Here is a 26,266-nt window from a genome sequence, read left to right on the forward strand (position 1 = left end):
CAGCACCGGACGCTCCAACTCCGCCACCACCTCACGCATCACAAAAACGCTCTCCGCCTCAAGAGCATCCAGATGCGACACCCGGTACGCCGCCGTGCCGTTCATGCCACGTGTCCGCTGCATCCGCCGCCGCCCATGCGCATTCCAGACCTTTCCGGTCGGTCAACTCCACAACACCGGGGCCTAGGTTACCCGGAGGTGCCGCCGCAGCGCTGCCAGCAGCCGGGTTGCAAGATCTTTCCGGCAGACGACCAGGTCGGGTAGCCGAGGATCGGCCTCGTTGTATCTCAACGCAGAACCGTCGATTCGGGAAGCGTGCAGACCCGTGGCCGTCGCCACAGCCACCGGCGCCGCCGAATCCCACTCGTACTGACCACCCGCGTGCACGTACGCGTCCACCTCACCACCAACCACCGCAGCGATCTTCGCACCCGCCGACCCCATCGGCACCAACTCTGCACCCACCTCCTCCGCCAACTCGGTCAGGAACACCGGCGGCCGACTCCGACTCGCCGCCAACCGGATCGTCCGCCCACCGGGCGCCGTCGCGGCCAGTAGGTTCATCGGCGGGTACGCCGGTGGATGGTCGGTGCCGAGCACCCGGTGCTGCGCCGGCAACGCCACCGCCCCACCGACCAGCCCGTGCTCGGTCGTCGCGGTACGAGCCCAGAGCGCCACGTGCACCGCCCAGTCGGACCGGCCCTGCTCGGAGAACTCCCGCGTCCCGTCCAACGGATCGATGATCCACACCCGGTCGGCGGTGATCCTCCGCGGAGCCGCCGGACCGAGATCAGTCGACCAGGCCCGCCGCGCCCCCTCGTCCTCCTCGGAGAGCACCGCGTCCGCCGGCCGCCAACGGGCCAACTCCGTACGGAGCAGATCGTGCGAGACCTTGTCCCCGGCCGCCCGGAGCGCCCCCGGATCCGCGTGCCCCATCTCGCTGCGCAGTTCCATCAGCGCGTCCCCGGCCTTCGCCGCCAACCAGCGGGCGAAGGCACCGTCGATCACCGGTGGCGTCGGCATCAGCGCAGACTCGGGGTCAGGGCGGCCACGGCCACCACCACACGCACCATCACTGACCGCCTCCTTGCTGACGGAACCCCCTGGCCACCCCTCTGCGGCACATTACCGCCGGGTGCCCGGCAGTCATGCGCTGTGGTACGCGTTTTGTGTCCACTCCACGCCCCGCAGGATCACCGACTCCACCACGTCGGCCGCCCGGTCGACCAGGAACTCCAGTTCCTTGCGCTCCGTCGGCGAGAAGTCCGAGAGCACGTAGTCCGCCGGATCCTGCCGCCCCGGCGGGCGCCCGACGCCGAACCGGACCCGTACGTAGTCCTTCGTCGCCAGCGACTTCGACATCGACCGCAGCCCGTTGTGACCGCCCTCGCCGCCGCCGATCTTCACCCGGATCTGCCCGTACGGGATGTCCAGCTCGTCGTGCACCGCGATCACCTGCGCCGCCGGCACCTTGTAGAACTGCCCCAGCGCCGCCACCGGACCACCGGAAAGATTCATGTACGTCAGCGGCTTCGCCAGCACCAGCTTCGGCCCGCCGAAACCGAGCCGCCCCTCGCCGACATCGGCGACCGCCCGCTTGTGCCGGCCGAACTTCGCCCCGATCCGGGAACCGATCAGGTCGACGATCATGAACCCGACGTTGTGCCGGTTACCCGCGTACTCCCGGCCGGGGTTGCCCAGCCCGACGACCAGCCACGGCTCCGCCTCGTCCGCCACACCCGTCTCCCCTGCGTGTCAGCAGTACGGAACAGGCGCCCCCGACCCGGTCGGGAGCGCCTGTGTCACGACATCGATCAGGCTTGGGCCGGAGCCTCGGCCTCGGTCGCCTCGGCGGTCTCGCCCTCGGCGGCTTCCTCGCCCTCGGCGGCTTCCTCGGTCTCCTCGGCCGGCGTCTCCTCGATGACCCCGGCACCCTCGGCCTCAAGCTGCTCGGCCGTCGGCGCACCGGTGATCACCACGAGCACCTGCTCCGGGTCGGCGATCAACTCGACGCCCTGCGGCAGCTTCACGTCACCGGCGGTGATCTGCGAACCGGCGCCCAGCCCCTCGATCGAGAGGTCGAGGTGGTCCGGGAGCTTGGTCGCGTCGGCGCTCACCGAGAGCGTGTCGATCTGCGGCATGACCAGGGTGTCGCGGGCCGCCTCGCCGACGAGCTGCACCGGGATCTCGACGGTGACCTTCTCGCCCCGGCGGACCAGGAGCAGGTCGATGTGCTCGAAGGTGTCCCTGATCGGGTCACGCTGGATCGCCTTCGGCAGCGCGAGCGCCTGGGTGCCGTCGCTGACGTCGATGGCGAAGAGCTGGTTCGCGCCGCCACGGCGGATGGCCGCGGCGAACTCACGCGCGGGAAGCGCGATGTGCTTGGGGGCCTCGCCGTGGCCATACAGCACGGCTGGCACCTTGCCGGCCCGACGGGTACGACGGGCACCACCCTTGCCGAACTCGGTACGGGGCTCGGCGCTGATCTTTACCTCGGACACGGGGAAACTCCTGATATCGTCGCTACGGCGGAACGTCGGCTGGCGGTGCTGGGGCGAGGGGCTCGCTGGGGCTCTTGCGTGCAGAACACTGCCCGGAGCACCGCGTCGATGACGGAACCTCCGAGCGGCGCTTCTGTCAGCGGCCCGCTGGGCACCCTCGCCGTGGCAACCGCACCATTCTACCCGAGGCTCCGACAAGCATTCAGCCGGTACCCCGGGTAATCAGGCCAGCGCCGCCACGGACGCCGACACCAGCCGCGTCCGACTAGCTCAGACCACCGAAAAGCGTGGTCACCGAGCCGTCGTCGAACACCTCACGGATCGCCCGCGCCAACAACGGCGCAATCGACAGTACGGTGATCTTGTCCAACTGCTTCTCCGCCGGCAGCGGCAGCGTGTTGGTGACGATCACCTCGCTGATCCGGCTGTTCTTCAGCCGCTCGGTCGCCGGATCGGAAAGCAGCGCGTGCGTCGAGGCGACGATCACGTCCGAGGCGCCCGAGTCGTACAGGATGTCGGCCGCCTTCCGGATCGTGCCACCGGTGTCGATCATGTCGTCGACGATCAGGCAGACCCGGTCCTCCACGTCACCGACCACCCGGTTCGCCACCACCTGGTTCGGCTTGAGCGGATCACGGGTCTTGTGGATGAACGCCAGCGGGCAGCCGCCCAACCGGTCGGTCCACCGCTCCGCCACCCGGACCCGGCCCGAGTCCGGCGCGACCACCGTCATCGGCCGCCCGGCGTACTGGCGCTCGACGTACTCGGCCAGGATGTCCATCGCGAACAGGTGATCCACCGGCCCGTCGAAGAAACCCTGGATCTGCGCGGTGTGCAGGTCGACGGTGAGGATCCGGTTCGCGCCCGCCGTCTTGAGCAGGTCCGCCACCAGCCGGGCCGAGATCGGCTCCCGCCCCCGGTGCTTCTTGTCCTGCCGCGCGTACGGATAGAACGGCAGGACCACGGTGATCCGCTTGGCCGAACCGCGCTTCAGCGCGTCGACCATGATCAGCGTCTCCATCACCCAGCGGTTCACGCCGTGGGTGACGGACTGGACGACAAACGCGTCCGAACCACGTACGGATTCCTTGAACCGTACGAAAATCTCGCCGTTGGCGAACTCGTACGAATCGGAGGGCGTGGGCGCCACTCCGAGTACCTCGCCGATCTCCTTCGCCAACTCCGGGAAGCCCCGCCCGGAGAAGAGCATCAGGCTCTTGCGGTTTTCGGCGACGATGCTGCCCATCGGCTCGTCTGCTCCCGTTGGTCGGTGGTTCCCGGCGGTGGACCAGGGACTATTCGGTTGCAGTATCTCCCTTGACCGGGCCGACGCCACCCGCATCGGCCGCCGCGTGGATTGCCTCACCCTGGCTTGCGCCGCCGGCCTCGGACGGTGTGGTTTCCGCCGCCCCGGCCAGGGCCCGTTCCGCCGCCTCCGCCGACCGGGTGCCGGCCCGCCGACGCGCCACCCAGCCCTCGATGTTGCGCTGCCGACTCCGGGCCACCCCGAGCGCACCCGGCGGTACGTCGGTGTCGATCGCACTGCCGGCCGCGATGTACGCGCCCGCGCCGACCTCGACCGGGGCGATCAGGGTGGTGTCGCAGCCGACGAAGGCCGCCTCACCGACGGTGGTGTGGCTCTTGGTCACCCCGTCGTAGTTGACGAAGATCGTCGCCGCGCCGATGTTGGCCCGGGCACCGATCGTGGCGTCCCCCACGTACGACAGGTGCGGCACCTTGGCGCCGGCCCCGACCTCGGAGTTCTTCACCTCTACGAACGTACCCACCTTCGCCTGTTCGGCAAGTCGGGCGGCCGGCCGCAGATAGGCGTACGGCCCGACGCTGGCCCGATCGCCGATCTCCGCGCTGACCGCGTGGCTGCGCAGCACCGTGGCCCCGGCGCCGACGCTCGTGTCGATCAGGGTCACGTCCGGGCCGACGACCGCCTCCGCGCCGATCGTGGTCGACCCGCGCAGCTGGGTGTTCTGGTCCACCACCGCGTCCCGGTCGAGCGTCACCGTGACGTCGATCCAGGTGGTCGCCGGGTCGAGCAGGGTCACGCCGGCGCGCATCCAGCCGGTGTTCACCCGGTCCCGGAGCAGCTGCCGCAGCGCGGCGAGCTCGACCCGGTCGTTGCAGCCGAGCGTCTCGGTGGCATCCGCGGCGACGTGCACCACCACCGGCTCGCCGCTGGTGGCGAACAGGCCGAAGACGTCGGTGAGGTATTCCTCGCCCTGGTCGTTGTCGGTGGAGAGCTTGCCGAGGGTGTCCCGCAACCGGGCGGCGTCGAAGGCGTAGATGCCGGCGTTGATCTCGCGGATGGCGCGCTGCGCGACGGCCGCGTCACGCTCCTCGACGATCCGCTCCAGCCGCCCGGCCTCGTCCCGGACGATCCGGCCCAGGCCGGTCGGGTCGGGCACCTCGGCGGCGAGCACGGTCGCCGCGGCGCCGGCCGTCTCGTGCGCCTCGACCAGCGCGGCGAGGGTATCCGGTCGGAGCAGCGGTGCGTCACCGTTGATCACGATCACCGTGCCGGCCCGGTCGGGGGCGGCGTCGAGAGCGATCCGGACGGCGTGTCCGGTGCCGCGCTGCTCGGCCTGCAGGACCGGGCGCGCGTCGGCTGCGACCTCGGCGAGGTGCCCGGTGACCTGGTCGGCGCCGTGGCCGACCACGACGATGGTGTGGTCGGGGGCCAGCGGCGCGGCGGCAGCCAGCACGTGACCGACCAGCGTACGGCCGAGCAGGGGGTGCAACACCTTGGGCAGTGCCGACTTCATCCGCTTGCCCTCGCCGGCGGCGAGGACGACGACGGTGCGGACGCGGGGCTGGGACACGAGGGAGCTCCCGTCAGAACGGTTGGCGGTCTGCGGCCCCATGCTAGCCGCGCCACCGGACCCGGTCGCGGGGTTCCCTCGAACCGAACAAAACGGACTATAGGGAACAGCTCGGCCGCCAGGGTTCGAACCTGAAATACGGGTACCAAAGACCCGGGTGTTGCCAATTACACCACGGCCGAAGGAAGAGCAGTGTCAGCGTAGCGCCTCCGCCGAGCCCTCACCGAATCGCTTTAGCGCCTCAGCGGACAAAGTCCGCACGACACCTTCGATTCGCCAGTACAGTTCCCGGCTGCCCGGCACATCCACCACCAGGCAGCCTCGACAGGACTCGCCGATGTTGCGCCTGTTCGTCGTCGCCCGGTGCCGCTTCAGCGCCGGCACCCGGAACCGGTCGGCGGGCAGGCCCAGCGTCTCCCGCCACCAGGACTCGGCCGCGTCCACGTCCGCAGACTCGTGAATGCTCAGCCGGTACGTCGGTGCACCTCGATCGACCCCGCAGGACTCCAGGAAACGCAGGAAGAGCGCCAGCAGAGCGACAGGTGGCGCACCCAGTGGTAGGCGGTGGACTTGGCGACGCCGAGTTCGGTCGCGATGTCGGTCACCGACCAGCCGGTTCCCCGCAACCGCACCGCCCGGTCCCGCAACTCGTCCTTGGCGTTCGGCCGCCGGGTCCACTCCGGAGCCGGGACGCCCCGCAGCAGCTCGTACAGCCGGTCTTTGCCGATGCCCAGACGTTGCCGGATCTGGCCCACGGACAGGCCCTCGACGGTGCGCAGCCGCCGGGCCTCGGCGGCGAGGTTGTCGGTCATGACCAGCAAATTAGAACGCGCGTACGACAGGTTTCGATAGGACCTCGGAGGGAACTGCCAGGAACGCACCCATAGCGAGTTACGGTGCCGTAGGTTACGGTGACGTAGGCGTAAGTTACCGAACTCGTCCCCGTCTCCGCCCAGCGAGGTGCCATGCCGACCACCCTGACCGAACCAGCCGCAGGAACCACCGACAAGGGCCCCAAGCCGCTCACCGAGGGTAAGCAGCAGACGGGCATCCTGATCGCCCTCTGGTCCTTCGTCATCGTTCCGTTCGTCGCCCTCGTCGTCGCCGTTCCGGTGGCCTGGGGCGGTTGGCTGAGCTGGACCGACATCGCGATCGCCGCGGTCTGGTACGTGGTCGCCGGGATCGGCATCACGGTCGGCTTCCACCGCTACTTCACGCACGGCTCGTTCAAGGCCAAGCGGTGGCTGCGGGTCACGTTGGCGGTCGCGGGCTCGTTCGCGGTCCAGGGCAACATCACCCAGTGGGTGGCCGACCACCGTCGCCACCACGCCTTCTCCGACGTGGAGGGCGACCCGCACTCGCCGTGGCGGTTCGGCGAGAGCGTCTGGGGGCTGACCAAGGGCCTCTTCTTCGCCCACATGGGTTGGCTGTTCCACCGCGAGCTGTCCAACCGGGCGCGGTTCGCCCCGGACCTGCTGGCGGACAAGGACATCAGCCGGGTCGACCGGCTCTTCCCGCTGCTGGTGGGCATCTCGCTGCTCGCGCCGGCCGCCGTCGGCGGCCTGGTGACCTGGTCCTGGCAGGGGGCGCTGACCGCGTTCTTCTGGGCCGGTCTGGTCCGGGTCGGGCTGCTGCACCACGTGACCTGGTCGATCAACTCGGTCTGTCACGTCTACGGCGAGCGCCCGTTCGAGGTGCGCCAGGGTGACAAGGCGTCGAACTTCTGGCCGTTGGCGATCCTCTCCTTCGGGGAGAGCTGGCACAACCTGCACCACTCCGACCCGACCTGCGCCCGGCACGGGGTGCTGCGCGGTCAGGTGGACATCTCGGCACGGGTGATCTGGATCTTCGAGAAGACCGGTGCGGCGTCCGACGTACGGTGGCCGAAGCCGGAACGGATCGCAGCGAAACTGGTGAAACCGGCCGCTCCGCAGTGATCGCGCCGCGCCGGGCACCGTACCGGGACCTGCCACCTGGCAGGATGGCCGGGTGACAGAGAGCCCGAGCACCAGCGGGGGCAGCGGGCGCGGGCGACCGCCAGCGGCGCCAACCAAACCAAGTTCCAGGGTACGGATGTCAGCGGCGCAACGCCGCGAGCAGCTGATCTCCATCGGGCGCCAGATCTTCGCCGAGCGGGGTTTCGACGCCACCTCCATAGAGGAGGTGGCGTCCCGGGCCAAGGTGTCCAAGCCGGTGGTCTACGAGCACTTCGGCGGCAAGGAGGGCCTCTACGCGGTCGTGGTCGACCGGGAGGTCCGGGCCCTGCTGGACACGGTGGCCGCCGCGTTGACCGCCGGTCATCCGCGCGAGTTGCTGGAGCAGGCCGCGCTGGCGCTGCTCGGTTACATCGAGGAGGAGACCAGCGGCTTCCGGGTGCTGGTGCGCGAGTCGCCGGTGATGTCGGCGACCGGAAACTTCAGCAGCGTGCTCAACGACGTGGCGCACCAGGTGGAGCACATCCTCGGTGCGGAGTTCTCCAGCCGTGGTTACGACCCGAAGCTGGCCGAGTTGTACGCGCAGGCGCTGGTCGGCATGGTGGCGTTGACCGGTCGCTGGTGGCTGGAGGTACGCAAGCCGCGCAAGGAGACGGTGGCGGCGCACCTGGTGAACCTGGCCTGGCACGGGCTTTCCCACCTGGAGGCGCAGCCGACCCTGTTGACCCGGCGGGGTCGCTGACGTTCCCGTCCCGGCGCGTCGGTGCCGGGGCGGGTCAGCCGGGTGAGGTTTCGGACGAGGCGGTCCGGCGGTACCGCCGCTCCTGCTCGGCGTGCTCCGCTGGGCCGACCTTGTCGTAGAGGCCGGTGGCGAGGGTGACCAGGCCGAAGATCAGCGACACCACGACGGTGGCGACGGAGAAGTTGAGGATGTTCGCCTCGGTCTGCAGCACGCTGAGCATGACCAGTCCGACGACCAGGAAGACCACGCCTGCGGTCAGGTTCATGAAATGGCCGAGGTTGCCCCGGCGGGATGCGCCGATCATGATGACGACCCCGAAGAACACCGACACGATCGAGAAGGCCAGGTTGGTACGCAGGCCGAGGGCGTAGTCGCTGCCCCGGCCGAAGAGCGGGTCACCGGCGGTCTCGACGATGCCGAACACCCCGAAGATCAGGATGTATAGGCCGACGAGCCCGGAGATGACCCGGTAGAGCGTACGCGCCGGGTGGTTGATGGGGATGTGTGCCACCGGCTTCTCCTCCCGTACGGGTGACGATTCTTCCGAATTGTCACCCAGATCGGGAGGCGGTTTCCGGTGAACGCGGATCCGCCCCGGTCAGCGCACCCGGCGCCGTCCCGGTTCAGAGGACCAGGCGCCCGTCCCGCCAGGCCCGTGCCTCCTCCTCGGAGCCGACCCGGCCGTACATGCCGGCCATCAGCAGGACCAGCCCGACGAGCATGGTGACCACCACCCCGGCGATGGTGAAGTTGAGGTAGTTGGCGTCGGTCCGGATCACCGCGAGACCGGCCAGGCTGACCACCATCATCAGGTAGCCGAACCACTTGTTGACCGCCGCGTCGATGTTGCGGCCCAGCCCGGTGGCGATCAGGATGATCATGCCGAGCACCACGGCGAGCACCGAGTGGCCGAGGTTGGTCCCCTGGCCGAGCACGGTGGTGTTCTGGTCCTGGGCGAACAGCTCGTTGCCACCGGTCTCGATGAGCCCGAGGACACCGAAGATGACCAGGTATAGACCGGTCAGGCCGCCGATCGCCCGGTAGATCGGGCGCGCGGGGTGGTTGACGGGGTTGTGCGCCATAGTCGTAACTCTCCAACGCCGTTCCGGTGGGGGTCGTCAACCATTGTCCCGCACGTGGCGGTGTGACGCCGCACACGCCCGACCCCCACCGTCGGAGCCACCCCGGGGTCAGGACCCCGGCACCTGCTCGGCCAGGGCCAGCCAGCTCTCCTCGATCTGCTCCCGCTCGGCCCGTACGGCGCGCAGTTGGCCGTCGAGTTCGGCGACCTTGGCGTAGTCGGTGGCGTACTCGGCCATCTGGTCGTGCAGGGCCGACTCGCGCTGGTCCAGCTTGCCGATCTGCCGCTCCAGCTTGCTCAGTTCCTTCTTCGCCAGCCGCACCTCGGCGGCGCTGAGCTGGGTCGCGCCGGTCGCGGCCCCGTCGCCGTCGCCGTCGCCGACCGCTGCGGTGGTGGTGACGGAGGCCACCGTCGCCGTCCGGCCGCCCTGGCCCGACTCGGCGCGGGCGAGATACTCGTCGATGCCGCCGGGCAGGTGGACCAGCCGCCCGTCGCCGAACATGCCGTAGACCACGTCGGTGACCCGCTCGATCAGGTAACGGTCGTGGCTGGACACGATCACCGTGCCGGGCCAGGAGTCGAGCAGGTCCTCCAGGGCGGCCAGGGTGTCGGTGTCGAGGTCGTTGGTCGGCTCGTCGAAAAGGAGCACGTTCGGCTCGGAGGCGAGCAGCCGGAGCATCTGGAGCCGGCGCCGTTCGCCACCGGAGAGGTCACCGACCGGGGTCCAGAGCCGACGGTCGTCGAAGCCGAACACCTCGGCGAGCTGCGACGCGGCCAACTCCCGGTCGCCGAGGACGACCCGCCGGGCCACCTCCTCGACCGCTTCGAGCACCCGCAACTGGTTCGGCAGTTCGGACAGTTCCTGGGAGAGGAACGCCGGCCGGACGGTGGAGCCGGTGTTGATCCGGCCCTTCGCCGGTTCGAGTATCCCGGCGAGCAGGCGCAGCAGGGTGGTCTTGCCGGCGCCGTTGGCGCCCACGATCGCGATCCGGTCGCCGGGCCCGACCTGCCAGGTCAGGTCGTCGAGGATGAGTTTCGGGCCGGCCAGCAGGGTGACGTTCTCCAGGTCGTACACCTGCTTGCCGAGCCGGGAGGTGGCCATCCGTTGCAGCGACATGGTGTCGCGCGGCGGTGGTACGTCGGCGATCAGCGCGTTCGCGGCGTCGATCCGGAACTGGGGCTTGGAGGTCCGCGCCGGCGGTCCCCGGCGCAGCCAGGCGATCTCCTTGCGGAGCAGGTTCTGCCGTCGGGCCTCGGTGGCGGCGGCGACCCGTTCCCGTTCGGCACGGGCCAGCGTCCAGGCGGCGAAGCCGCCCTCGTAGGCCCGTACGGTCTGGTCGCCGACCTCCCAGGTGGTGGTGCAGACCGCGTCGAGGAACCAGCGGTCGTGGGTGACGACCACCAGCGCGCCCCGGCGGTTGACCAGGTGCCGGGCCAGCCAGTCGACCCCGGCCACGTCGAGGTGGTTGGTCGGCTCGTCGAGGATCAGCAGGTCGGCGGTGCGGACCAGCAGGGCGGCGAGCGCGACCCGGCGGCGTTCGCCGCCGGACATCGGCCCGACCGGTTGGTCCAGTCCGAGGTACGGCATGCCGAGCCCGTCGAGGATGCCGCGTACTCCGGCGTCGCCGGCCCACTCGTGCTCGGCGCCCATGCTCTGGTCCAGCCAGGCGGTGCCGAGCACGACGTCGCGTACGGTCGCCTCGGCGGCCAGGTTCAGGGTCTGCGGCAGCGAGGCGACCCGCAGGTCGCGGCGGTGGGTGACCCGCCCGTTGTCCGGTTCTTCGAGCTTGGTGAGCAGGCGGAGCAGGGTCGACTTGCCGGCCCCGTTGAGCCCGACGACGCCGATCCGGTTGGCGTCGTCGAGGCCGAGGGACACGTCGGTGAGCAGCTGCCCGGCCGCGCCATAGCCCTTGGACACCCGGTCCAGGTTGACGATGTTGGCCACGGAGGCCCACCTTTCATGATCAAAGGCGCTCCGAGTACCGGTTGACCGGCACGGGGAGACGCCTGGAGTAGTCCAGCGTACGCGGGTGGCGTACCCCGTCGACCGGTCAGATCACCCGCGCACCGGGCACCGGGCCGGTCGCCGTACGGGCCAGCCGACAGACCCCGGCGGCCTCCAGTTCGGCGGCGATCCGGCTGGCCCCGGCGGCGTCCGCGGCGAGGAAGACGCAGGTGGGGCCGGAGCCGGAGACCATGCCGGCGAGCGCTCCGGCGGCCTCGCCGGTGCGCAGGGTCGCCAGCAGGGCCGGGCGCAGCGACTCGGCGGCCGCCTGCAGGTCGTTGCCGAGCGTGGCGGCGAGTACGGCCGGGTTGCGCTGGCGCAGCGCGGCGAGGAGCGCGTCGGCGTTCGGCAGCGGTGGCGGGGCGTCCCCGTCGGCCCGCAGCCGGTCCAGTTCGCGGTACGCGGTCGGGGTGGACAGGCCGCCGTCGGCGATCGCCACCACCCAGTGCCAGGTGGTCGGGCGGGCGAGCACCGGGCTGATCGTCTCGCCCCGGCCGGTGCCGAGCGCGGTGCCGCCGTAGATCAGGAACGGTACGTCGGAGCCGAGGTCGGCGGCGATCGCGGCGAGCTGGTCGCGGGAGAGGTTGGTGCCCCAGAGCGTGTCGCAGGCGACCAGGGTGGCGGCGGCGTCGGCGCTGCCACCGGCCAGGCCCCCGGCGAGCGGGATCTGCTTGCGCAGGTGCAGCCGGGCGTGGGCGGGCACCCCGGCGTGCGCGGCGAGCGCGCGGGCGGCCCGGATGACCAGGTTCTCGTCGCCGAGGGCGAGCTCGCCGGTGCCCTCGCCCTCCATGGTGAGGCTGAGGGTGTCGCCGCGCCGGGCGGTCAGCTCGTCGTAGAGCGCGATGGCGTGGTAGACGGTGTTGAGCTCGTGGTAGCCGTCGGGACGCAGCGGACCGACCCCGAGATGCAGGTTGATCTTCGCTGGGACGCGGACCCTGACCGGGCCGGTCGCCCCGCGCCGCGACCGTTCATCGTCGTCGCCGGGCCGCCATGCCTCGGTCACCGGGCACGGCCCGGGACCCGTGGTGCCACCGCCGCAGCGGGGACGGGTGGGGACGGTAGGGACCTCGTCGACAGCACGGCCGCAAGCCTACTCGGCGGGCCCGGAAGCCACGGGGGCCGACGCGGCGATCGCCGCGAACTGCTCCACGGTGAGCGCCTCACCCCGCGCCCCGGGGTCGACGCCGGCCCTGGTGAGCGCCGCCTCGGCCCGGTCCGCGCCACCGGCCCAGCCGGCGAGCGCGGCGCGCAGGGTCTTGCGACGCTGCGCGAAGGCCGCGTCCACCACCGCGAAGACCTTCTTCCGGGGTACGTCGACGCGGGGCGGCTCGCGTCGGGTGAAGGCGACCAGGCCGGAGTCGACGTTCGGTACCGGCCAGAAGACGTTGGGTGGCACCTTGCCGGCGCCGCGGGAGGTCGCGTACCAGGCGAGTTTCACCGACGGGATGCCGTACGTCTTGGAGCCGGGGCCGGCGACGAGCCGGTCGGCGACCTCCTTCTGCACCATCACCAGTCCCTGCCGCAGGGTGGGCAGTTCGGCGAGCAGGTGCAGCACCACCGGCACGGCCACGTTGTACGGCAGGTTCGCGACGAGTGCGGTCGGTGCCGGTTGCCCGAGTTCGGCGGCGGTGATCCGCAGCGCGTCGGCGGTGTGCACGGTCAGCCGGTCGACGGCGGTGCCGGCCCGGTCGGCGACGGTCGCCGGCAGCGCGGCGGCGAGCGTCGGGTCGATCTCGACCACGTGGACGTGTCCGGCCGAGGCGAGCAGCCCGAGGGTGAGCGAGCCCAGTCCCGGGCCGACCTCCAGGGCAACGTCGTCCGGGGTGAGTTCGGCGGCGGCCACGATCCGGCGCACGGTGTTGGGGTCGTGGACGAAGTTCTGGCCCAGTTTCTTGGTCGGCGCGACGCCGAGGCGGGCGGCCAGTTCCCGGATCTCCGCCGGGCCGAGGAGTCCGGTCATGAGGCCAGAGCCTACGGTGCGGCGTCGGGCGTCCGGCCGGCACGCCGTGGTGGGAACCGCAGAGCCGTCGACGGTCGCCGGCCGGGTCATACCGATCCGACACCTCGCGTACAACTCCGCTTTCCCCACAAGGTGCCAGAAATCCGGACATGCCGGCGTTGCTGACCGGCGTTCCGTACCCCACGCTGGTGACCGTGGACCGACCGAACCCGATGATGCCCACCCGTCGCGGCGCGACGATCGCGGTGCCGATCTCCGGCGCCCCGTCGACCGTCTCCCCCGCCTGATGCCTCCCGGCCCCTACGACCTCGACCCGACCGACCGGCGCATCGTCGCCGCGCTCCAGGTCAACGGCCGGGCGAGTTGGACGGAGATCGCGGCACTGATCGGGACCTCGGTGACCACGGTGGCCCGCCGGGCCCAGCAACTGATCGCCGACGGGCTGGTCAAGGTGGCCGTCGCACCGCAGCCCGGTGGCGGGCCCGCCGACCTGCTGATCGTCCGGGTCCGCTGCACGCCGGGCGCTCAACTGCCGACCGCGCGGGCGCTCGCCGCCCGACCCGAGGTGCGCTTCGTCGCCGTGCTGACCGGCGCCCACGACCTGGTCGCCGAGGTGCTGGTGCCCCGGGGGACCAGCATGCACAGCGTGCTGACCGGGGTGCAGCGGATTCCGGGGGTCCAGGCGACCATCGCCGACCTGCTGCTGCACACGTACAAGTCGGACCACGAGTGGAGTCGCCGGCTGCTCGTGGACGACGGCCGGACGCCGACGCCACCGGTGCACGACTGTCCACCGGCCCACCTGGACGAGGTGGACCAACGAATCGTCGCCGCGCTGCAACACGACGGGCGGACCAGTTTCCACGGTGTGGCGCTCGGCCTCGGCATCAGCGAGAGCACCGTACGGCGCCGGTTCGAGGCCCTGTACGTCGCCGGCTGCGTACAGGTGATCACGCTGGTGCCGGCGGCGGCGCTCGGGTTCGAGGCGGAGTTGCTGTTCTGGCTCTCCGTCACCCCGGCCCGGCTGGAGGCGGTGGCCCGCGAACTCGCCGCGTTGACCGGGGTCCGCTACGTCGCCGCGACCCTCGGGCAGGAGTCGCTGATGTGCGAGGTGATCCTGCCGACCCACGCCGACGTGCTGGAGTTCACCACCCGGACGCTGGCCCGGATCGACGGTATCCGGTCGTGGAGCGCCGGGGTGGAACTGCTCACCGTGAAACGCGGCTTCGTCCCCACCCCGTGGACACCCGGCCGGCCCGGCGCCGGGTCGGGCGCCCGCCCCACCGCCGGTACCCCGAACGGGGCCGGCAGCGGTGGCGAGGAGGGCGTACCGCGTCCCCGAGGGGTGCGCGGCGGTCGCCGTACGCCGAGGGTGCCGGCCCGCCGCACCTGACCGGGCCGACCGGTCGGGATCACCAGGGGCCGAAGACGCGCTCGCCGGTGGCGGAGAGGGCGGCGCAGAGTTCGTCCAGGTCGGCGCCGGTGGCCTCGGCCAGGGTGCGGACGGTCAACGGGATCAGGTACGACGCGTTCGGCCGCCCCCGGTACGGCGTCGGCGTCAGGTACGGCGCGTCGGTCTCCACCAGCATCTGGTCCAACGGGGTCAGCCGGGCCGCCGCCCGCAACCCGGCTGCGTTGCCGAAGGTGACCGTGCCGGCGAAGCTGAGCACGTAACCGCGCCGCACGCACTCGGCCGCGAACTCCTCGTCGCCGGAGAAGCAGTGCAGCACCACGGTCGACGGGGCGCCCTCGGAGTCGAGCACCCGGAGCACGTCGGCGTGCGCGTCCCGGTCGTGGATCACCAGCGCCTTGTTGAAGCGCTTGGCGATGGCGATGTGCGCCCGGAAGCTCTCCTCCTGCGCCGCGCGGCCCTCGTCGCCGGTCCGGAAGTGGTCCAGCCCGGTCTCGCCGATGCCGCGTACCCGGCCCCGGCCGGCGAGCGCCTCGATCTCGCGCAGGGCCGCGTCGAGGTCGGCCAGGCGCGGGGCGTCGTTGGGATGCAGGGCGACGGTGGCGAGCACGGCCGGGTACCTGTCCGCCGCCTCGGCACCCCAGCGCGACGACTCCACATCGGTGCCGACCTGGACCAGCCGGTCCACCCCGGCCTCGGCGGCGACCTCGATGAGCAGATTGACCGGATCCCCGGATGGGGTGCCGGGTGTGGGGGAGCCGGGTTCGGGGGGCGCGGTGGGGGGTGGAGGGGCGCCGGGGGTGCCGGATTCGGTGACGGTGATGTCGAGGTGGGTGTGGCTGTCCAGCACCGGCAGGGGCAGCGGCTCGGGCGCGGGCGGGAACTCCCCGGCCCGGCGGGCGGCCCGCTGCCGGCGGGATTCGGTCGGCTCAGTCATCGCCCGTCAGCATCACATACCCGCCGCGACCGTCCGGGGCGTACCCGGAGAGCCGATCATGGCTGGGCCACCCGGTCGATCGAGGCTGCCCGTTGGGCCGGCATCGACCGATCTTCGGTCGCACTCTCTGTCGGACACCCGCCGTTTACCTGTACGGCACCGAACCCTCCTAGCGTCGCGCGCATGAGCGTCACCCCCCAGACACGGGACGTGCCCGAGGCGCCGGCCGGGCTGGTGGTGACGCACGCCGGAGTCAACCATCCGGCCGAGGAACTCGCCCGGGGCGCGGCGTACGAGCTGTTCAGCGCCGACGAACTGCCCGGATTCGTTCGCGACCCGCGCCCGGACGCCCGCCGGCCGTGGCACCGGTTCGTACACGCCAGCGAGGTCAGCGCCGTGTACGGACCCCGCTCCGGCGGCGACCCGGAGCTGGAGCCACCCCTGATGGCGCCACTGAACCGGGCCCGGAACTGGGCCGACATCCACCAGCTCAGCCAGACCACGGCCGGTGCCGCCGACCCGGTCCTGGCCAGCGTGCGGGCCTCGGCACTGATCCGCCAGGGCACCCCGATGGTCAAGGTGCTCTCCGCCCGCCAGCTCGCCGGTCACCTGCGCGGCTGGCTGCCGTACGGGTTCTGCTACCGCGAGTACGACATCGCCCACCTGCGTACGCCGGAGGACCTGGCGCTGCTGCGGACCGACCCGGAGGGGGGCCGGGACGGGCTGGAGGTCGCGTACGCGCTGCGCTGGCGGGCGATCGACCCGCTCGACTACGACGTACCCGGTGGTGACCGGCACGCCGGGCTGGTGGCGATCCCGCCGCACGACCGGGTCGGGCCACCGGTGCTCGGGACCGGGTTCACCCCCAGCGGGCGGCACCTGATCCCGGAGTACGTCACCCGGGACATGGCCGACCTGCCGTTGCCGGCGAACGCGGCCCTGGTGGCGTACTCGCCGGCCGGCGACGAGGTGGTGCTGTACACGTACCAGCCGGAGCAGCGGGGTTGGCTGCGGATGGCCGGTCCGCGCTGGCGGCACCTGCTGGCGGCGGTGCCGGGCATCTCTCCGGACCAGGATTACGTGCCGTTCGGCGAGACCCCGCGCACCACCCAACTGGTCGGCGACTACCACGGCCAGGAGTACGAGGCGATCGCCGACCTGCCGGGCGGCTTCCGGGTGCTGGCGATGACCAGGGCCGCCCGGTACCCGGTCGAGGCGGTCCGGCGCCGGGCCCGCTACACCACCTGGCGCGGCGTGCTCTGCCTGGTCCTCGGCGAGGAGACGGGTTGGCTGCGGCTGCGGCTGTGCCGACCGAACCCGGACAGCGTGGCCGCCTGCGGCGCCCAGTGTTACGAACGCGGGATCTACGAGGCCTGGGCACCGGCGCAGGAGGTCACCGACGACCGGATGATTGACCTTCCGTACGGCCGCTGACCCCGGCCGCCGACGGAGTACGGCGAGCTCAGCCCAGCGGCTTGGCCTTGTTCAGCCAGCTCACGACGTCGCGGTAGATCGGCAGGCTGGCGGCGTAGCTGTACGGTGCGGCGGGCTGCCACCGGTAGACCTGCCCGGCTTTGACGGCGGGCAGGTTGGTCCAGGTGGCGATCCTGTTGGCGGTGTCGGCCATGGTGGCGACCTCGCGGCCGTCGTAGATGATCGCGTCGGCGGGGTACGAGCCGGTCCGCTCCCAGCTGACCTCCTCGAAGTACTCGCCGGGCCCGAGCGGCTTCGACGGGGTGACGAACCGGACGCCGAGCGAGGCCAGGTGCTTCAGGTCGGGGTGCATGTTCGGGTCGGCGACGTAGAGCCTGTCCGGGTCGCGGGAGAGGGCCAGCACCCGCAGGCCGGGCTGTGCCGCCGCGGCGGCCTTCACCTCGGCCACTGCCGCGTCGAACTCCGTCCGGGCGGTCTTCACGGGTGCGGCGTCGGGGTCGGCGCCGAGCTGGACCGCGAGCGCCATGAAGTTGTCGATGATCGCCGGCAGGTCAAGGCCCGGCATCTTCATCCCGATCGAGGGCGCCAGGCCGTACACCCTGTCGGCGCTGGCCTCCGGGACGTACCAGAGGGTCTTGTCGTCGAACGACATGTCGACCAGAAGTTCCGGGCGCAGCGCCGCGTACCGCTCCAGGTTGAACTCGCCCCACGTCTTGCCGACCACCTCGACCTTGCTCAGGTCGATGTTGCCGGCCTGGTAGTTGAGCTTGCCGTCGACGGTGCCCAGTTCGCCGTAGACCCCGGTGACCTGGAAGCCCGCGTCCCAGAGGGCGGCGGCGGCGCTGCTCTGCGCGACCACCCGCTGCGGCCGGGCGGCCAGTTCGACGGTGGTGCCCCGGCCGTCGGTGTACCGGAACGGCTGCGCCGCCCCGGACCGGTCGCCACCGGTGCCGGGCTCGACGCCGGAGTCGCCGCAGGCGGCCAGGCCGAGCAGTACGCCGGTGGCGCCGGCACCGCGCAGGAATCCGCGTCGGGTCAGAAGGTGCTTGGACATGGTTCTCCCAGTCGTCTGTGTACGTGCGGTTGGTGAGGGGGTTCGAGCGACTACGGCCGGGCGGCGCGACGCGCTCTCGGGATGATCAGCGGGGTGCCGGACTCGGGGTCGGTGATCACCCGGCAGGGCAGCCCGAAGACCTGTTCGACCAGGTCGGCGGTGATGATGTCGGCCGGTGGGCCCTGGGCCACCACCCGCCCGTCGCGCATGGCGATCAGGTGGGTGGCGTACCGGCAGGCGTGGTTGAGGTCGTGCAGCACCGCGACCAGGGTGTGGCCCTGTTCCTCGCGGAGCCGGGCGACCAGGTCGAGCACCTCGATCTGGTGGGCGATGTCGAGGAAGGTGGTCGGCTCGTCCAGCAGCAGGATCGGGGTCTGCTGGGCCAGGGCCATCGCCAGCCACACCCGTTGCCGCTGCCCGCCGGAGAGTTCGTCGACGTACCGGGCGGCGAGGTCGGTGACGGAGGTCGCGGCCATCGCCTCGGCGACCGCTTCCTCGTCGGCCGGCGCCCACTGGTGCAGCAGCCCCTGGTGCGGGTACCGGCCTCGGGCGACCAGGTCGAGCACGGTGATGCCGTCCGGCGCGACCGTGGTCTGCGGCAGCAGCCCGAGCCGGCGGGCGACCTCCTTGGCCCGCAGTTCGTGGATCGACCGGCCGTCGAGGTGGACGGCGCCCCGCTTCGGGGCGAGCAACCGGGCGAGCGCCCGCAGCAGGGTGGACTTGCCGCAGCCGTTCGGTCCGACGAGGACGGTGAACGAGTGGTCCGGGATGGCCACGCTCAACGACTCGGCGACCACCCGCCGGTCGTACGCGAGGGTGGTGTCGACGCAGCTCAGCCTGGTCGTACCGGCCGGCGCGGGGGCGCTGGTCGCCACCGTGGGCAGGGTGTTGGTCGAGCCGGTCATCCGAGTCCCTTCCGCCATTGCCCGGCCAGCAGCCAGGCCAGATAGAGCCCGCCGAGGCCGGCGGTCAGCACCCCGACCGGCAGCGTTACGGGGTGGAACAGGCGCTGCGCGGCCAGATCGCTGGTGACCAGCAGGGCGGCGCCCATGAACGCGGACGGCAGCACGTTCGGCCCACCGGTACGGGTCAGCCGGCGGGCCAGTTGTGGCGCGGTGAGCGCGATGAATCCGATCGGTCCGGCGGAGGCGGTCGCGGTGGCGGTCAGCCCGATGCCGACCAGCAGCACCCCGATCCGGGTCAGCTCGACCGGTACGCCGAGCGCCCGCGCCGGCTCGTCGCCGAGTTCGAGCATCCGCAGCCCACGGCCGAGCAGGACGGCGAACGGCAGCAGGACGAGCAGGACCGGGGCGAGCGGTCGTACCTGTTCCCAGCCGCGACCGTCGAGACTGCCGGTGAGCCAGAGGTGGGCCTGGCGGGCGTCGGTCAGCTCGGCCCGGGTGATCAGGTACGAGTTGACGGACAGGAGCAGCGCCCCGATCGCGATGCCGATCAGGATGAGCCGGAAACCGGGTGCGCCGCGCTTGACCGCCAGCAGGTAGACCAGCATGGCGGTGGCGATCCCGCCGAGCACCGCACCGATGGCGACCTGTGCCCCGCTGCCGCCGATCAGCAGGATGACCACGAGCGCGCCGGTGGCGGCACCGGTGTCGAAGCCGACGATGTCGGGGCTGCCGAGCGGGTTGCGGGACAGGCTCTGGAACAGTGCCCCGCCGACACCGAGCGCCACCCCGACCAGTACGGCGGTGAGCAGTCGCGGCAGCCGCAGGGTCTGCACGATGAAGTCCTGCGCGGGGGTGCCGTGGCCGAGCAGGGTGCGGACCACGTCCACGGCCGGGATCGGGTAGTCGCCGGTGCCGAGGGTGAACACCGCGATCACGACGGCGACCAGGGCCAGGGTGGCGCAGACCAGCACCGCCCGGCGGTCGACCCGGACGGTGACCCGGCCGCCGAGGGCCCGTACCCGCCCGGTCGGTGGCAGTGGGGTGATCGGTGCGGCGGTCACGGTTGGACCATCCGGGTTCGGCGGACCAGCGCGACCAGCACCGGGGCGCCCACGAACGCGGTGACGATGCCGACCTCGACCTCGCCGGGCCGATTGATCACCCGGCCGATGATGTCGGCGCCGAGCAGCAGGATCGGGGCGAGCACCATCGAGTAGGGCAGGATCCAGCGCTGGTCGGGGCCGACCAGGGCGCGGGCGATGTGCGGGATGGTCAGGCCGACGAACGCGATCGGGCCGAGGGCGGCGGTCGCCGCGCCGCAGAGCAGGGTCACCGCGACCACCCCGATTCCCCGGGTACGACGCAGGTGCGCGCCGAGCGCCCGGCCGCTCTCCTCGCCGAGGGCGAGCGCGTTCAGCGGCCGGGCCAGGGCGAGCGCGCAGGCGGCACCGACGAGCAGGAACGGGCCGACCGCGGTGAGTACGGAGAGGTCCCGGCCGGCGAGGCTGCCGACGGACCAGAACCGGTAGCCGTCGAAGGTCTGCGGGTCGAGCAGGACCAGTGCGGATATGTAGCCGGTGAGGGCGGCGGTGATCGCCGTACCGGCGAGGGTCAGCCGGACGGCGGTGGCGGCGCTGCGTCCCCGGGAGCCGAGCAGGTAGACGACGGTGGCGGCGAGGGCGGCGCCGAGCAGGGCGAACCAGACGTACCCCAGGGGGCTGGTGACGCCGAGGACGCCGATCGCGGTGACCACGGCGGCGGCGGCGCCCGCGTTGACGCCGAGCAGTCCGGGGTCGGCGAGCGGGTTGCGGGTGAGCGCCTGCATCAGGGCCCCGGCCAGTCCGAGCGCGGCCCCGACGGCGAGCCCGAGCAGCGTACGGGGGATCCGCAGGCTGCGGATGATGATGCCGTCGTCGGATCCGTCGTGGTGCAGGAGTTGGTGGACGACGGTGTCGAGGGGGATCGGCTTGGCGCCGACGGCGAGGCTGCCCAGTGCCACCAGGACGACTACGGCGACCGCGAGCAGTAGCCCGGACAGGCGCCAGCCGATCGCTGCCCGGCGCGGCGACCGCGGCTGCGGTGACGGCGGTGGCGGCGGCTGGGCCGGCGCGGTGGCGGGATGGGTGACCTCGGTTGGCACGGGAGTTAGGTTAGCCTGACCTAAGCTTCGATACGCAAGACCCCTCCCGCCCCCGATCCTGTGGCCTGCGTCTCGACCCGCGCCGCCGACGGCATCGACCGGGCCGACCGCGCCCCCTCCGGTACGGTCGGCCCCGTCACGTCCAGTGGCGCCCGTTGATGGGGAGGGATGCGCAGATGGCATCGGTGGAAGAGGTCAAGGCCGGCATCGGCCGGTTCGCCAACGAGACGTCCCAGCAGGCGGCGACGATCAGGTCCGTCGCCGAGTCGATGGACCGGACGTCCGCCCTGCTGCGCGGCATCACCAGCGGCGCGAACCACGCCCAGGTCGCCGAGGCCCTGGTCCGCCTGGAACAGGCCAAACAGCGCCTACAGGAGGCGGCGACGCTCGCCGAGGGCGCGGTCGATGCCACCACCAGCTACGTCGCCGGCTTCTGACAGCACGGGTACGCGGCCGTCCAGAGTAGACAAGCGATCTTCCGGGAACCTTGTAGGATCCTTGAATCGGCTGGTCAGGCCGACTGACACCAATATCGACACAGGCCGGGGGGCAGCCAGTTGGCAGTTGAGTTCCGGCTGCTCGGCGATGTCGAAGCCCGCGTCGGTGGCCACCCGGTCGACCTCGGCCACGCTCGACAGCGGACGGTGCTGACCGCCCTGCTGATCGACGCGAACCGCACGGTCCCGATCGAAACGCTGCTCTACCGGGTGTGGGGCGAGCAGCCCCCGCAGCAGGCCCGGTCGGCGCTCTACAGCTACCTGTCCCGGCTGCGCCGATGCCTGGCCGAGGCGGACAGCGTCGTGATCTCCCGCCAGTCCGGCGGATACCTGCTCACGGTCAGCCCGTCGGCGGTCGACCTGCACCACTTCCGGCACCTCGCCGGCCAGGCCCGGTCGGCCGGCGAGGAGCCGGCGCTGGCCCTGCTGGAGGAGGCGCTCGGGCTGTGGCACGGTGAGGCGTTCGCCGAACTGGACACACCCTGGCTGAACTCGCTGCGCGAGACCCTGACCCAGGAGCGGTTCGGCGCCGAACTGGAGCGTGCCGACGCGGCCCTGCGACTCGGGCAGCACGCCCGGATCCTGCCCGAACTGTCGGCGCTCGCCCGCCAACACCCGCTGGACGAACGCCTCGCCGGGCAGCTGATGCTCGCGCTGTACCGGTCCGGCCGGCAGGCCGACGCCCTGGCCCACTACCAGCGCACCCGTCAACTCCTCGTCGACGAACTGGGTACCGAGCCCGGCCCGGCACTACGGGCCCGACAGCGGCAGATCCTGGCGGCGGAGCCGTCGCTCGACCCGCCACCGGCCACGGTCGAGCCCGCCTCGGCCAGGCCACCGGTCCCCCGGCAACTGCCCGCCCGCCCACCGCTGTTCATCGGCCGGACCGCCGAACTGGGCGCTCTCTCCGAACCGGACGACACCCGGCTCTGGGTCGTCTGCGGCACCGGCGGGGTGGGCAAGACCTGGCTGGTGTCGCGCTGGGCGCACGACAACCTCTGGCGTTTCCCGGACGGGCAGCTCTGGGTCAACCTGCGCGGCTTCGAACCGTCGGCGACGGCCGTACCACCGTCGGCGGCGGTCCGCGGCGTCCTGGACACCCTCGGCGTACCGCCGGGGTCGGTGCCGGCCGACCCGGACGCGCAGATCGGGCTCTACCGCAGCCTGGTCGCGGAGAAGCGGATGCTGATCGTCCTGGACAACGCCCGCGACGCCGAACAGGTCCGGCCGCTGCTGCCGGGCGGCCCCGGCTGCCTGGTCCTGGTGACCAGCCGCAACCAGATGGCCGGGCTGGTCGCCACCGAGGCCGCCCGCTCCCTCACCCTGGACCTGCTCACCGCCGACGAGTCGCGGGCCCTACTCGCCGGCCGGCTCGGCACCGAACGGGTGGACGCCGAACCGGACGCCGTGCACCGGATCGTCACCGGCTGCGCCCGGCTCTCCCTGGCGCTCGCCGTGGTCGCCGCACGGGCCGCCGCCCACCCCGGTTTCCCGCTCGCCGACCTCGCCGCCGAACTCCACGACCCGGACGGCACCCTGGACGCCTTCGACAGCGGCGACCCGCTGCTCGACGTACGGGCGGCGCTGTCCTGGTCGTACCGGGCGATCAGCCCGCCCGCGGCACGGGTGTTCCGGCTGCTGGGCCTGCATCCGGGGCCGGACGTCGCGGTGCCGGCGGTGGCCAGCCTCGCCGGCCTGCCGGTGAACCGGGTACGCCCGCTGCTGGCCGAACTCTCCCGTGCCCACCTGATCTCCGAGCAGTCGCCCGGCCGGTACGCCTGCCACGACCTGCTGCGGGCGTACGCGACCGAGCTCGGGCGGGCCGACGACCCGGAGCCGGAACGGCAGCGGGCGGTCCGGCGGCTGCTGGAGCACTACCTGCACTCGGCGTACCGGGCGGCGCAGTCGCTCGACCCGCACCGGGACCCGATCGACCTCGAACCGCCGGGGCCGGACGTCGTGGTCGAGCGCCCGCGCGACTACGACGCGGCGATGGGCTGGCTGACCGCCGAGCACGCGGTGCTGGTGGCCGTCATCGCGCAGGCGGCCGAGTACGGGTTCGACGACCGGGCCTGGCAACTGGCCTGGTGCCTGGTCACCTACTTCGACCGGCGCGGGCACTGGCACGACCGGCTCGCCACCCAGCACGCCGCGCTGGCGTCGGCGGCCCGGTTCGGGGACCTGCCGATGCAGGCGATCTCGCACCGGGACCTGGCCCGGGCGTACACGTTGCTCGGCCGCTACCCCGAGGCGCACCGGCACCTGAGCGACGCCTTCGACCTGCTCGGTCGGCTCGGTGACCGGGTCGGGCAGGCGCACACGCACCTCAACCTGAGCATGGTCCACCAGCAGCAGGGCAACATGCACGAGGCGATCCGGCACGACCTGCTCGCGATGGAGCTGTACCGGGCCACCGGGCACCAGAGCGGCGAGGCCAACACGCTGAACAACGCCGGCTGGCACTACGCCCAGATCGGCGAGTACGAGCAGGCGCTGGACCTGTGCGAGAAGGCCCTGGTGCTGCACGAGGAGATCGGCAACCGGGTCGGCGAGGCGGGCACCTGGGACAGCCTCGGCTTCATCCACCACCACACCGGCGACCACACCCGGGCCGCCACCTGTTTCCAGCACGCCATCGAGCTGGCCCGCGAGTTGGGGCACCGGTACAGCGAGGCGGAGGCGCTGCACCACCTCGGCGACACCCGGCTGGCCGGCGGTGACCCGGCCGCGGCCCGGTCCGCCTGGCAGCGGGCCCGGGAGATCCTCACCGACATCGGCCACCCGGAGGCCGACGAGGTTGCCGCCAAACTCGACCCGCCGGCAACGCCCTGACCGGCGGATTCAAGAATTTCGTCAGGATTGTGTCAGGTCGGCCGGGCAGGCTGTGACCAGTCGGGCGGCTCCCGCCGTCGACGACCCGACCGGATCGGCCGGCCGCGCCCGCCAGGTCCGGATCGTCCCGGCACGGGGCTGGACGACACGGACCTGGCGGTACGCGAACCGTTGCGGCGCTGCGGTCAGCCGCCGAGGCGGGCGAGTTCCTCGTCCACGATCGACGGATCGAGCTTGCGGAAGACCGGCTTCGGTGCGGCCAGCGGCCGACCGGCCTCGATCGGCGTGGACTCCCACCGGGCACCGACCGTGTAGTCACCGGTCAGCACCGGGTACGACGGCCCGCCGTCGAGGTCCTCGACCTGCACGATCGAGGGCATCGGCGCGTGTACGCCGGTGCCGCCGAGCAGTTCGTGCACCTGCTGTGCCGAGTGCGGCAGGAACGGCGTGAGCAGCGTGTTCGCGTCGCTCACCACCTGGAGGGCGACGTGCAGGATGGTGCCCATCCGAGCTTTCTGCTCCTCGCCCTTGAGCTTCCACGGCGCCTGCTCGGAGAGGTACTTGTTGGCCTCGCCGACCACCCGCATCGCCTCGCCGATCGCCGCCTTCTGCCGGTGCCGCTCGATCAGGTTCCCGACCGTGGTGAAGCCCGTACGCGCGACCGCCAGCATCGCCTCGTCGGCCTCGGTGAGCCCGGCGGGATCGACCGGCGGGATCGCCCCGAAGTTCTTCGCCGCCATCGAGATGGACCGGTTGACCAGGTTGCCCCAGCCGGCGACCAGCTCGTCGTTGTTGCGGCGGAGGAACTCGGCCCAGGTGAAGTCGGTGTCGTTGCTCTCCGGGCCGGCGACGGCGATGAAGTAGCGCAGCGCGTCGGCGTCGTAGCGGTCGAGGAAGTCCCGGACGTAGATGACCACCTGCCGGGAGGAGGAGAACTTGCGCCCCTCCATGGTCAGGAACTCGCTGGAGACGACCTCGGTGGGGAGGTTGAGCCGGCCCAGCTCGCCCGGTGTGCCGTCCCGGTCGCCCTCGCCGGAGTAGCCGAGCAGCAGCGCCGGCCAGATCACCGAGTGGAAGACGATGTTGTCCTTGCCCATGAAGTAGTAGCCGGTGGCGTCCTTGCCCTCGCCGTCCGCCGCCCACCAGCGCCGCCACGCCTGCGGGTCGCCGGAGCGGCGGGCCCACTCGATCGAGGCGGAGAGGTAGCCGATGACCGCGTCGAACCAGACGTAGATCCGCTTGTCGTTGCGGTCGCGCCAGCCGTCGAGCGGGATCGGTACGCCCCACTCCAGGTCCCGCGTGATCGCCCGGGGTTGCAGGTCGGCGAGCAGGTTCTTGGAGAACCGTAGGACGTTCGTCCGCCAGCCCTCACGGGTGTCGAGCCACCTGCCCAGCGACTCGGCGAAGCCGGGCAGGTCGAGGAAGAAGTGCTCGGTCTCGACGAACTCCGGCGTCTCGCCGTTGATCTTCGAGCGGGGGTTGATCAGGTCGATCGGGTCGAGCTGGTTGCCGCAGTTGTCACACTGGTCGCCGCGCGCGCTGTCGTACCCGCAGATCGGGCAGGTGCCCTCGATGTAGCGGTCGGGCAGCGTACGGCCGGTGGACGGGGAGATCGCCCCCATCGTCACCTTGGGCACGATGTAGCCGTTGCGGTGCAGCCCCTCGAACAACTCCTGGACGACCGCGTAGTGGTTGCCGGTGGTGGTCCGGGTGAACAGGTCGTAGGAGAGGCCGAGCCCGTGCAGGTCCTCGACGATCACCCGGTTGTACCGGTCGGCCAGCTCGCGCGGGCTGACCCCTTCCTTGTCGGCCTGCACCTGGATCGGGGTGCCATGCTCGTCGGTGCCGGAGACCATGAGCACGTCATGACCCGCCATCCGCATGTACCGGCTGAACACGTCGGAGGGCACTCCGAAGCCGGAGACGTGGCCGATGTGGCGCGGGCCGTTGGCGTACGGCCAGGCGACCGCCGCGAGAACGTGACTCATGAGCAGCAAGC

At 71.8% G+C, this 26,266-nt stretch carries 25 protein-coding genes, 1 tRNA gene and 1 pseudogene; 7 read left to right on the top strand and 20 right to left on the bottom strand.

From position 1 onward, the window contains the following. From ACZ6QQ_RS32070 to ACZ6QQ_RS32110, 9 genes and pseudogenes are all read right to left on the bottom strand, one after another. Positions 1-105 (bottom strand): annotated as a pseudogene (locus ACZ6QQ_RS32070) (sulfate adenylyltransferase subunit CysD); the annotation flags it as partial. A 78-nt stretch (positions 106-183) separates the two neighbouring features. Continuing rightward, the gene (locus ACZ6QQ_RS32075; protein WP_465881378.1) at positions 184-1,023 is read right to left on the bottom strand and encodes an inositol monophosphatase family protein; all 840 of its coding nucleotides are present in this window, start codon (positions 1,021-1,023) and stop codon (positions 184-186) included. A 123-nt stretch (positions 1,024-1,146) separates the two neighbouring features. Further along, positions 1,147-1,737, bottom strand: a complete 591-nt coding sequence (gene pth / locus ACZ6QQ_RS32080) for an aminoacyl-tRNA hydrolase (protein WP_465881380.1) — start codon at positions 1,735-1,737, stop codon at positions 1,147-1,149. Between the two features lie 77 nt (positions 1,738-1,814). After that, on the bottom strand, positions 1,815-2,501 hold the full coding sequence (locus ACZ6QQ_RS32085) for a 50S ribosomal protein L25/general stress protein Ctc (protein ID WP_465881381.1): 687 nt from the start codon (positions 2,499-2,501) through the stop codon (positions 1,815-1,817). Between the two features lie 265 nt (positions 2,502-2,766). After that, positions 2,767-3,747, bottom strand: a complete 981-nt coding sequence (locus tag ACZ6QQ_RS32090; RefSeq protein WP_363601916.1) for a ribose-phosphate diphosphokinase — start codon at positions 3,745-3,747, stop codon at positions 2,767-2,769. Positions 3,748-3,796: 49 nt separating this feature from the next. Next, on the bottom strand, positions 3,797-5,377 hold the full coding sequence (gene glmU, locus ACZ6QQ_RS32095) for a bifunctional UDP-N-acetylglucosamine diphosphorylase/glucosamine-1-phosphate N-acetyltransferase GlmU (protein WP_465881383.1): 1,581 nt from the start codon (positions 5,375-5,377) through the stop codon (positions 3,797-3,799). Positions 5,378-5,445: 68 nt separating this feature from the next. Continuing rightward, positions 5,446-5,517 (bottom strand) — tRNA-Gln (locus ACZ6QQ_RS32100). A 13-nt stretch (positions 5,518-5,530) separates the two neighbouring features. Continuing rightward, positions 5,531-5,779: a hypothetical protein gene (locus tag ACZ6QQ_RS32105; RefSeq protein WP_465881384.1), complete on the bottom strand. Its 249-nt coding sequence runs from the start codon at positions 5,777-5,779 to the stop codon at positions 5,531-5,533. Between the two features lie 20 nt (positions 5,780-5,799). Further along, positions 5,800-6,147: a helix-turn-helix domain-containing protein gene (locus ACZ6QQ_RS32110; RefSeq protein ID WP_465881385.1), complete on the bottom strand. Its 348-nt coding sequence runs from the start codon at positions 6,145-6,147 to the stop codon at positions 5,800-5,802. Positions 6,148-6,300: 153 nt separating this feature from the next. Here ACZ6QQ_RS32110 and ACZ6QQ_RS32115 point away from each other — a divergent pair, with 153 nt between their 5' ends. Next, positions 6,301-7,272: an acyl-CoA desaturase gene (locus ACZ6QQ_RS32115; protein ID WP_465881386.1), complete on the top strand. Its 972-nt coding sequence runs from the start codon at positions 6,301-6,303 to the stop codon at positions 7,270-7,272. Between the two features lie 52 nt (positions 7,273-7,324). Then, positions 7,325-8,011: a TetR family transcriptional regulator gene (locus ACZ6QQ_RS32120; RefSeq protein WP_465881387.1), complete on the top strand. Its 687-nt coding sequence runs from the start codon at positions 7,325-7,327 to the stop codon at positions 8,009-8,011. Positions 8,012-8,045: 34 nt separating this feature from the next. On the opposite strand, the gene ACZ6QQ_RS32125 is transcribed toward ACZ6QQ_RS32120, so the two are convergent. The 5 genes from ACZ6QQ_RS32125 to rsmA all read right to left on the bottom strand — a co-directional run bounded on the left by ACZ6QQ_RS32125 (position 8,046) and on the right by rsmA (position 13,057). After that, the gene (locus tag ACZ6QQ_RS32125; RefSeq protein WP_465881389.1) at positions 8,046-8,522 is read right to left on the bottom strand and encodes a DUF4383 domain-containing protein; all 477 of its coding nucleotides are present in this window, start codon (positions 8,520-8,522) and stop codon (positions 8,046-8,048) included. Between the two features lie 112 nt (positions 8,523-8,634). Then, entirely contained in the window at positions 8,635-9,093 is a 459-nt protein-coding gene (locus ACZ6QQ_RS32130; RefSeq protein WP_465881390.1) for a DUF4383 domain-containing protein, read from the bottom strand. A 108-nt stretch (positions 9,094-9,201) separates the two neighbouring features. Further along, positions 9,202-11,037, bottom strand: a complete 1,836-nt coding sequence (locus tag ACZ6QQ_RS32135; protein WP_465881391.1) for an ABC-F family ATP-binding cassette domain-containing protein — start codon at positions 11,035-11,037, stop codon at positions 9,202-9,204. A 106-nt stretch (positions 11,038-11,143) separates the two neighbouring features. Then, positions 11,144-12,100, bottom strand: a complete 957-nt coding sequence (locus ACZ6QQ_RS32140; RefSeq protein WP_465881393.1) for a 4-(cytidine 5'-diphospho)-2-C-methyl-D-erythritol kinase — start codon at positions 12,098-12,100, stop codon at positions 11,144-11,146. Positions 12,101-12,187: 87 nt separating this feature from the next. Continuing rightward, complete coding sequence (rsmA, locus tag ACZ6QQ_RS32145; protein WP_465881394.1) at positions 12,188-13,057, bottom strand: 16S rRNA (adenine(1518)-N(6)/adenine(1519)-N(6))-dimethyltransferase RsmA; 870 nt, start codon at positions 13,055-13,057, stop codon at positions 12,188-12,190. Between the two features lie 149 nt (positions 13,058-13,206). Here rsmA and ACZ6QQ_RS32150 point away from each other — a divergent pair, with 149 nt between their 5' ends. Continuing rightward, positions 13,207-13,344 carry a hypothetical protein gene (locus tag ACZ6QQ_RS32150; RefSeq protein WP_465881396.1) on the top strand — a complete coding sequence of 46 codons (138 nt, stop codon included), beginning with the start codon at positions 13,207-13,209 and terminating at the stop codon, positions 13,342-13,344. Next, positions 13,344-14,450, top strand: a complete 1,107-nt coding sequence (locus ACZ6QQ_RS32155) for an Lrp/AsnC family transcriptional regulator (protein ID WP_465881397.1) — start codon at positions 13,344-13,346, stop codon at positions 14,448-14,450. Before ACZ6QQ_RS32150 ends, ACZ6QQ_RS32155 begins: the two co-directional genes overlap by 1 nt. A gap of 19 nt (positions 14,451-14,469) precedes the next feature. On the opposite strand, the gene ACZ6QQ_RS32160 is transcribed toward ACZ6QQ_RS32155, so the two are convergent. Further along, positions 14,470-15,405, bottom strand: a complete 936-nt coding sequence (locus tag ACZ6QQ_RS32160) for a TatD family hydrolase (RefSeq protein ID WP_465881399.1) — start codon at positions 15,403-15,405, stop codon at positions 14,470-14,472. Between the two features lie 183 nt (positions 15,406-15,588). Here ACZ6QQ_RS32160 and ACZ6QQ_RS32165 point away from each other — a divergent pair, with 183 nt between their 5' ends. After that, on the top strand, positions 15,589-16,839 hold the full coding sequence (locus tag ACZ6QQ_RS32165) for a hypothetical protein (protein ID WP_465881400.1): 1,251 nt from the start codon (positions 15,589-15,591) through the stop codon (positions 16,837-16,839). A 28-nt stretch (positions 16,840-16,867) separates the two neighbouring features. Here ACZ6QQ_RS32165 and ACZ6QQ_RS32170 read toward each other — a convergent pair whose 3' ends face one another. The 4 genes from ACZ6QQ_RS32170 to ACZ6QQ_RS32185 are packed head-to-tail and all read right to left on the bottom strand — an operon-like array spanning position 16,868 to position 20,938. Then, on the bottom strand, positions 16,868-17,893 hold the full coding sequence (locus ACZ6QQ_RS32170; RefSeq protein ID WP_465881401.1) for an ABC transporter substrate-binding protein: 1,026 nt from the start codon (positions 17,891-17,893) through the stop codon (positions 16,868-16,870). A gap of 50 nt (positions 17,894-17,943) precedes the next feature. Then, the gene (locus ACZ6QQ_RS32175; RefSeq protein ID WP_465881403.1) at positions 17,944-18,798 is read right to left on the bottom strand and encodes an ABC transporter ATP-binding protein; all 855 of its coding nucleotides are present in this window, start codon (positions 18,796-18,798) and stop codon (positions 17,944-17,946) included. Next, a complete protein-coding gene (locus ACZ6QQ_RS32180; RefSeq protein WP_465881405.1) occupies positions 18,795-19,859 on the bottom strand; it encodes a FecCD family ABC transporter permease in 1,065 nt (354 codons plus the stop codon). The genes ACZ6QQ_RS32175 and ACZ6QQ_RS32180 overlap by 4 nt, the downstream gene beginning before the upstream one ends. Next, complete coding sequence (locus ACZ6QQ_RS32185; RefSeq protein WP_465881406.1) at positions 19,856-20,938, bottom strand: iron chelate uptake ABC transporter family permease subunit; 1,083 nt, start codon at positions 20,936-20,938, stop codon at positions 19,856-19,858. Before ACZ6QQ_RS32185 ends, ACZ6QQ_RS32180 begins: the two co-directional genes overlap by 4 nt. Positions 20,939-21,114: 176 nt before the next feature. Here ACZ6QQ_RS32185 and ACZ6QQ_RS32190 point away from each other — a divergent pair, with 176 nt between their 5' ends. Then, complete coding sequence (locus tag ACZ6QQ_RS32190) at positions 21,115-21,375, top strand: hypothetical protein (protein WP_465881407.1); 261 nt, start codon at positions 21,115-21,117, stop codon at positions 21,373-21,375. Between the two features lie 120 nt (positions 21,376-21,495). Next, a complete protein-coding gene (locus ACZ6QQ_RS32195; protein WP_465881408.1) occupies positions 21,496-24,267 on the top strand; it encodes an AfsR/SARP family transcriptional regulator in 2,772 nt (923 codons plus the stop codon). A 185-nt stretch (positions 24,268-24,452) separates the two neighbouring features. Here the strand turns inward: ACZ6QQ_RS32195 and metG are convergent, their stop codons facing one another. Further along, the gene (metG, locus tag ACZ6QQ_RS32200) at positions 24,453-26,255 is read right to left on the bottom strand and encodes a methionine--tRNA ligase (protein ID WP_465881410.1); all 1,803 of its coding nucleotides are present in this window, start codon (positions 26,253-26,255) and stop codon (positions 24,453-24,455) included. Positions 26,256-26,266 lie beyond the last annotated feature (11 nt).

This window comes from Micromonospora sp. NPDC049529 (assembly GCF_055586685.1).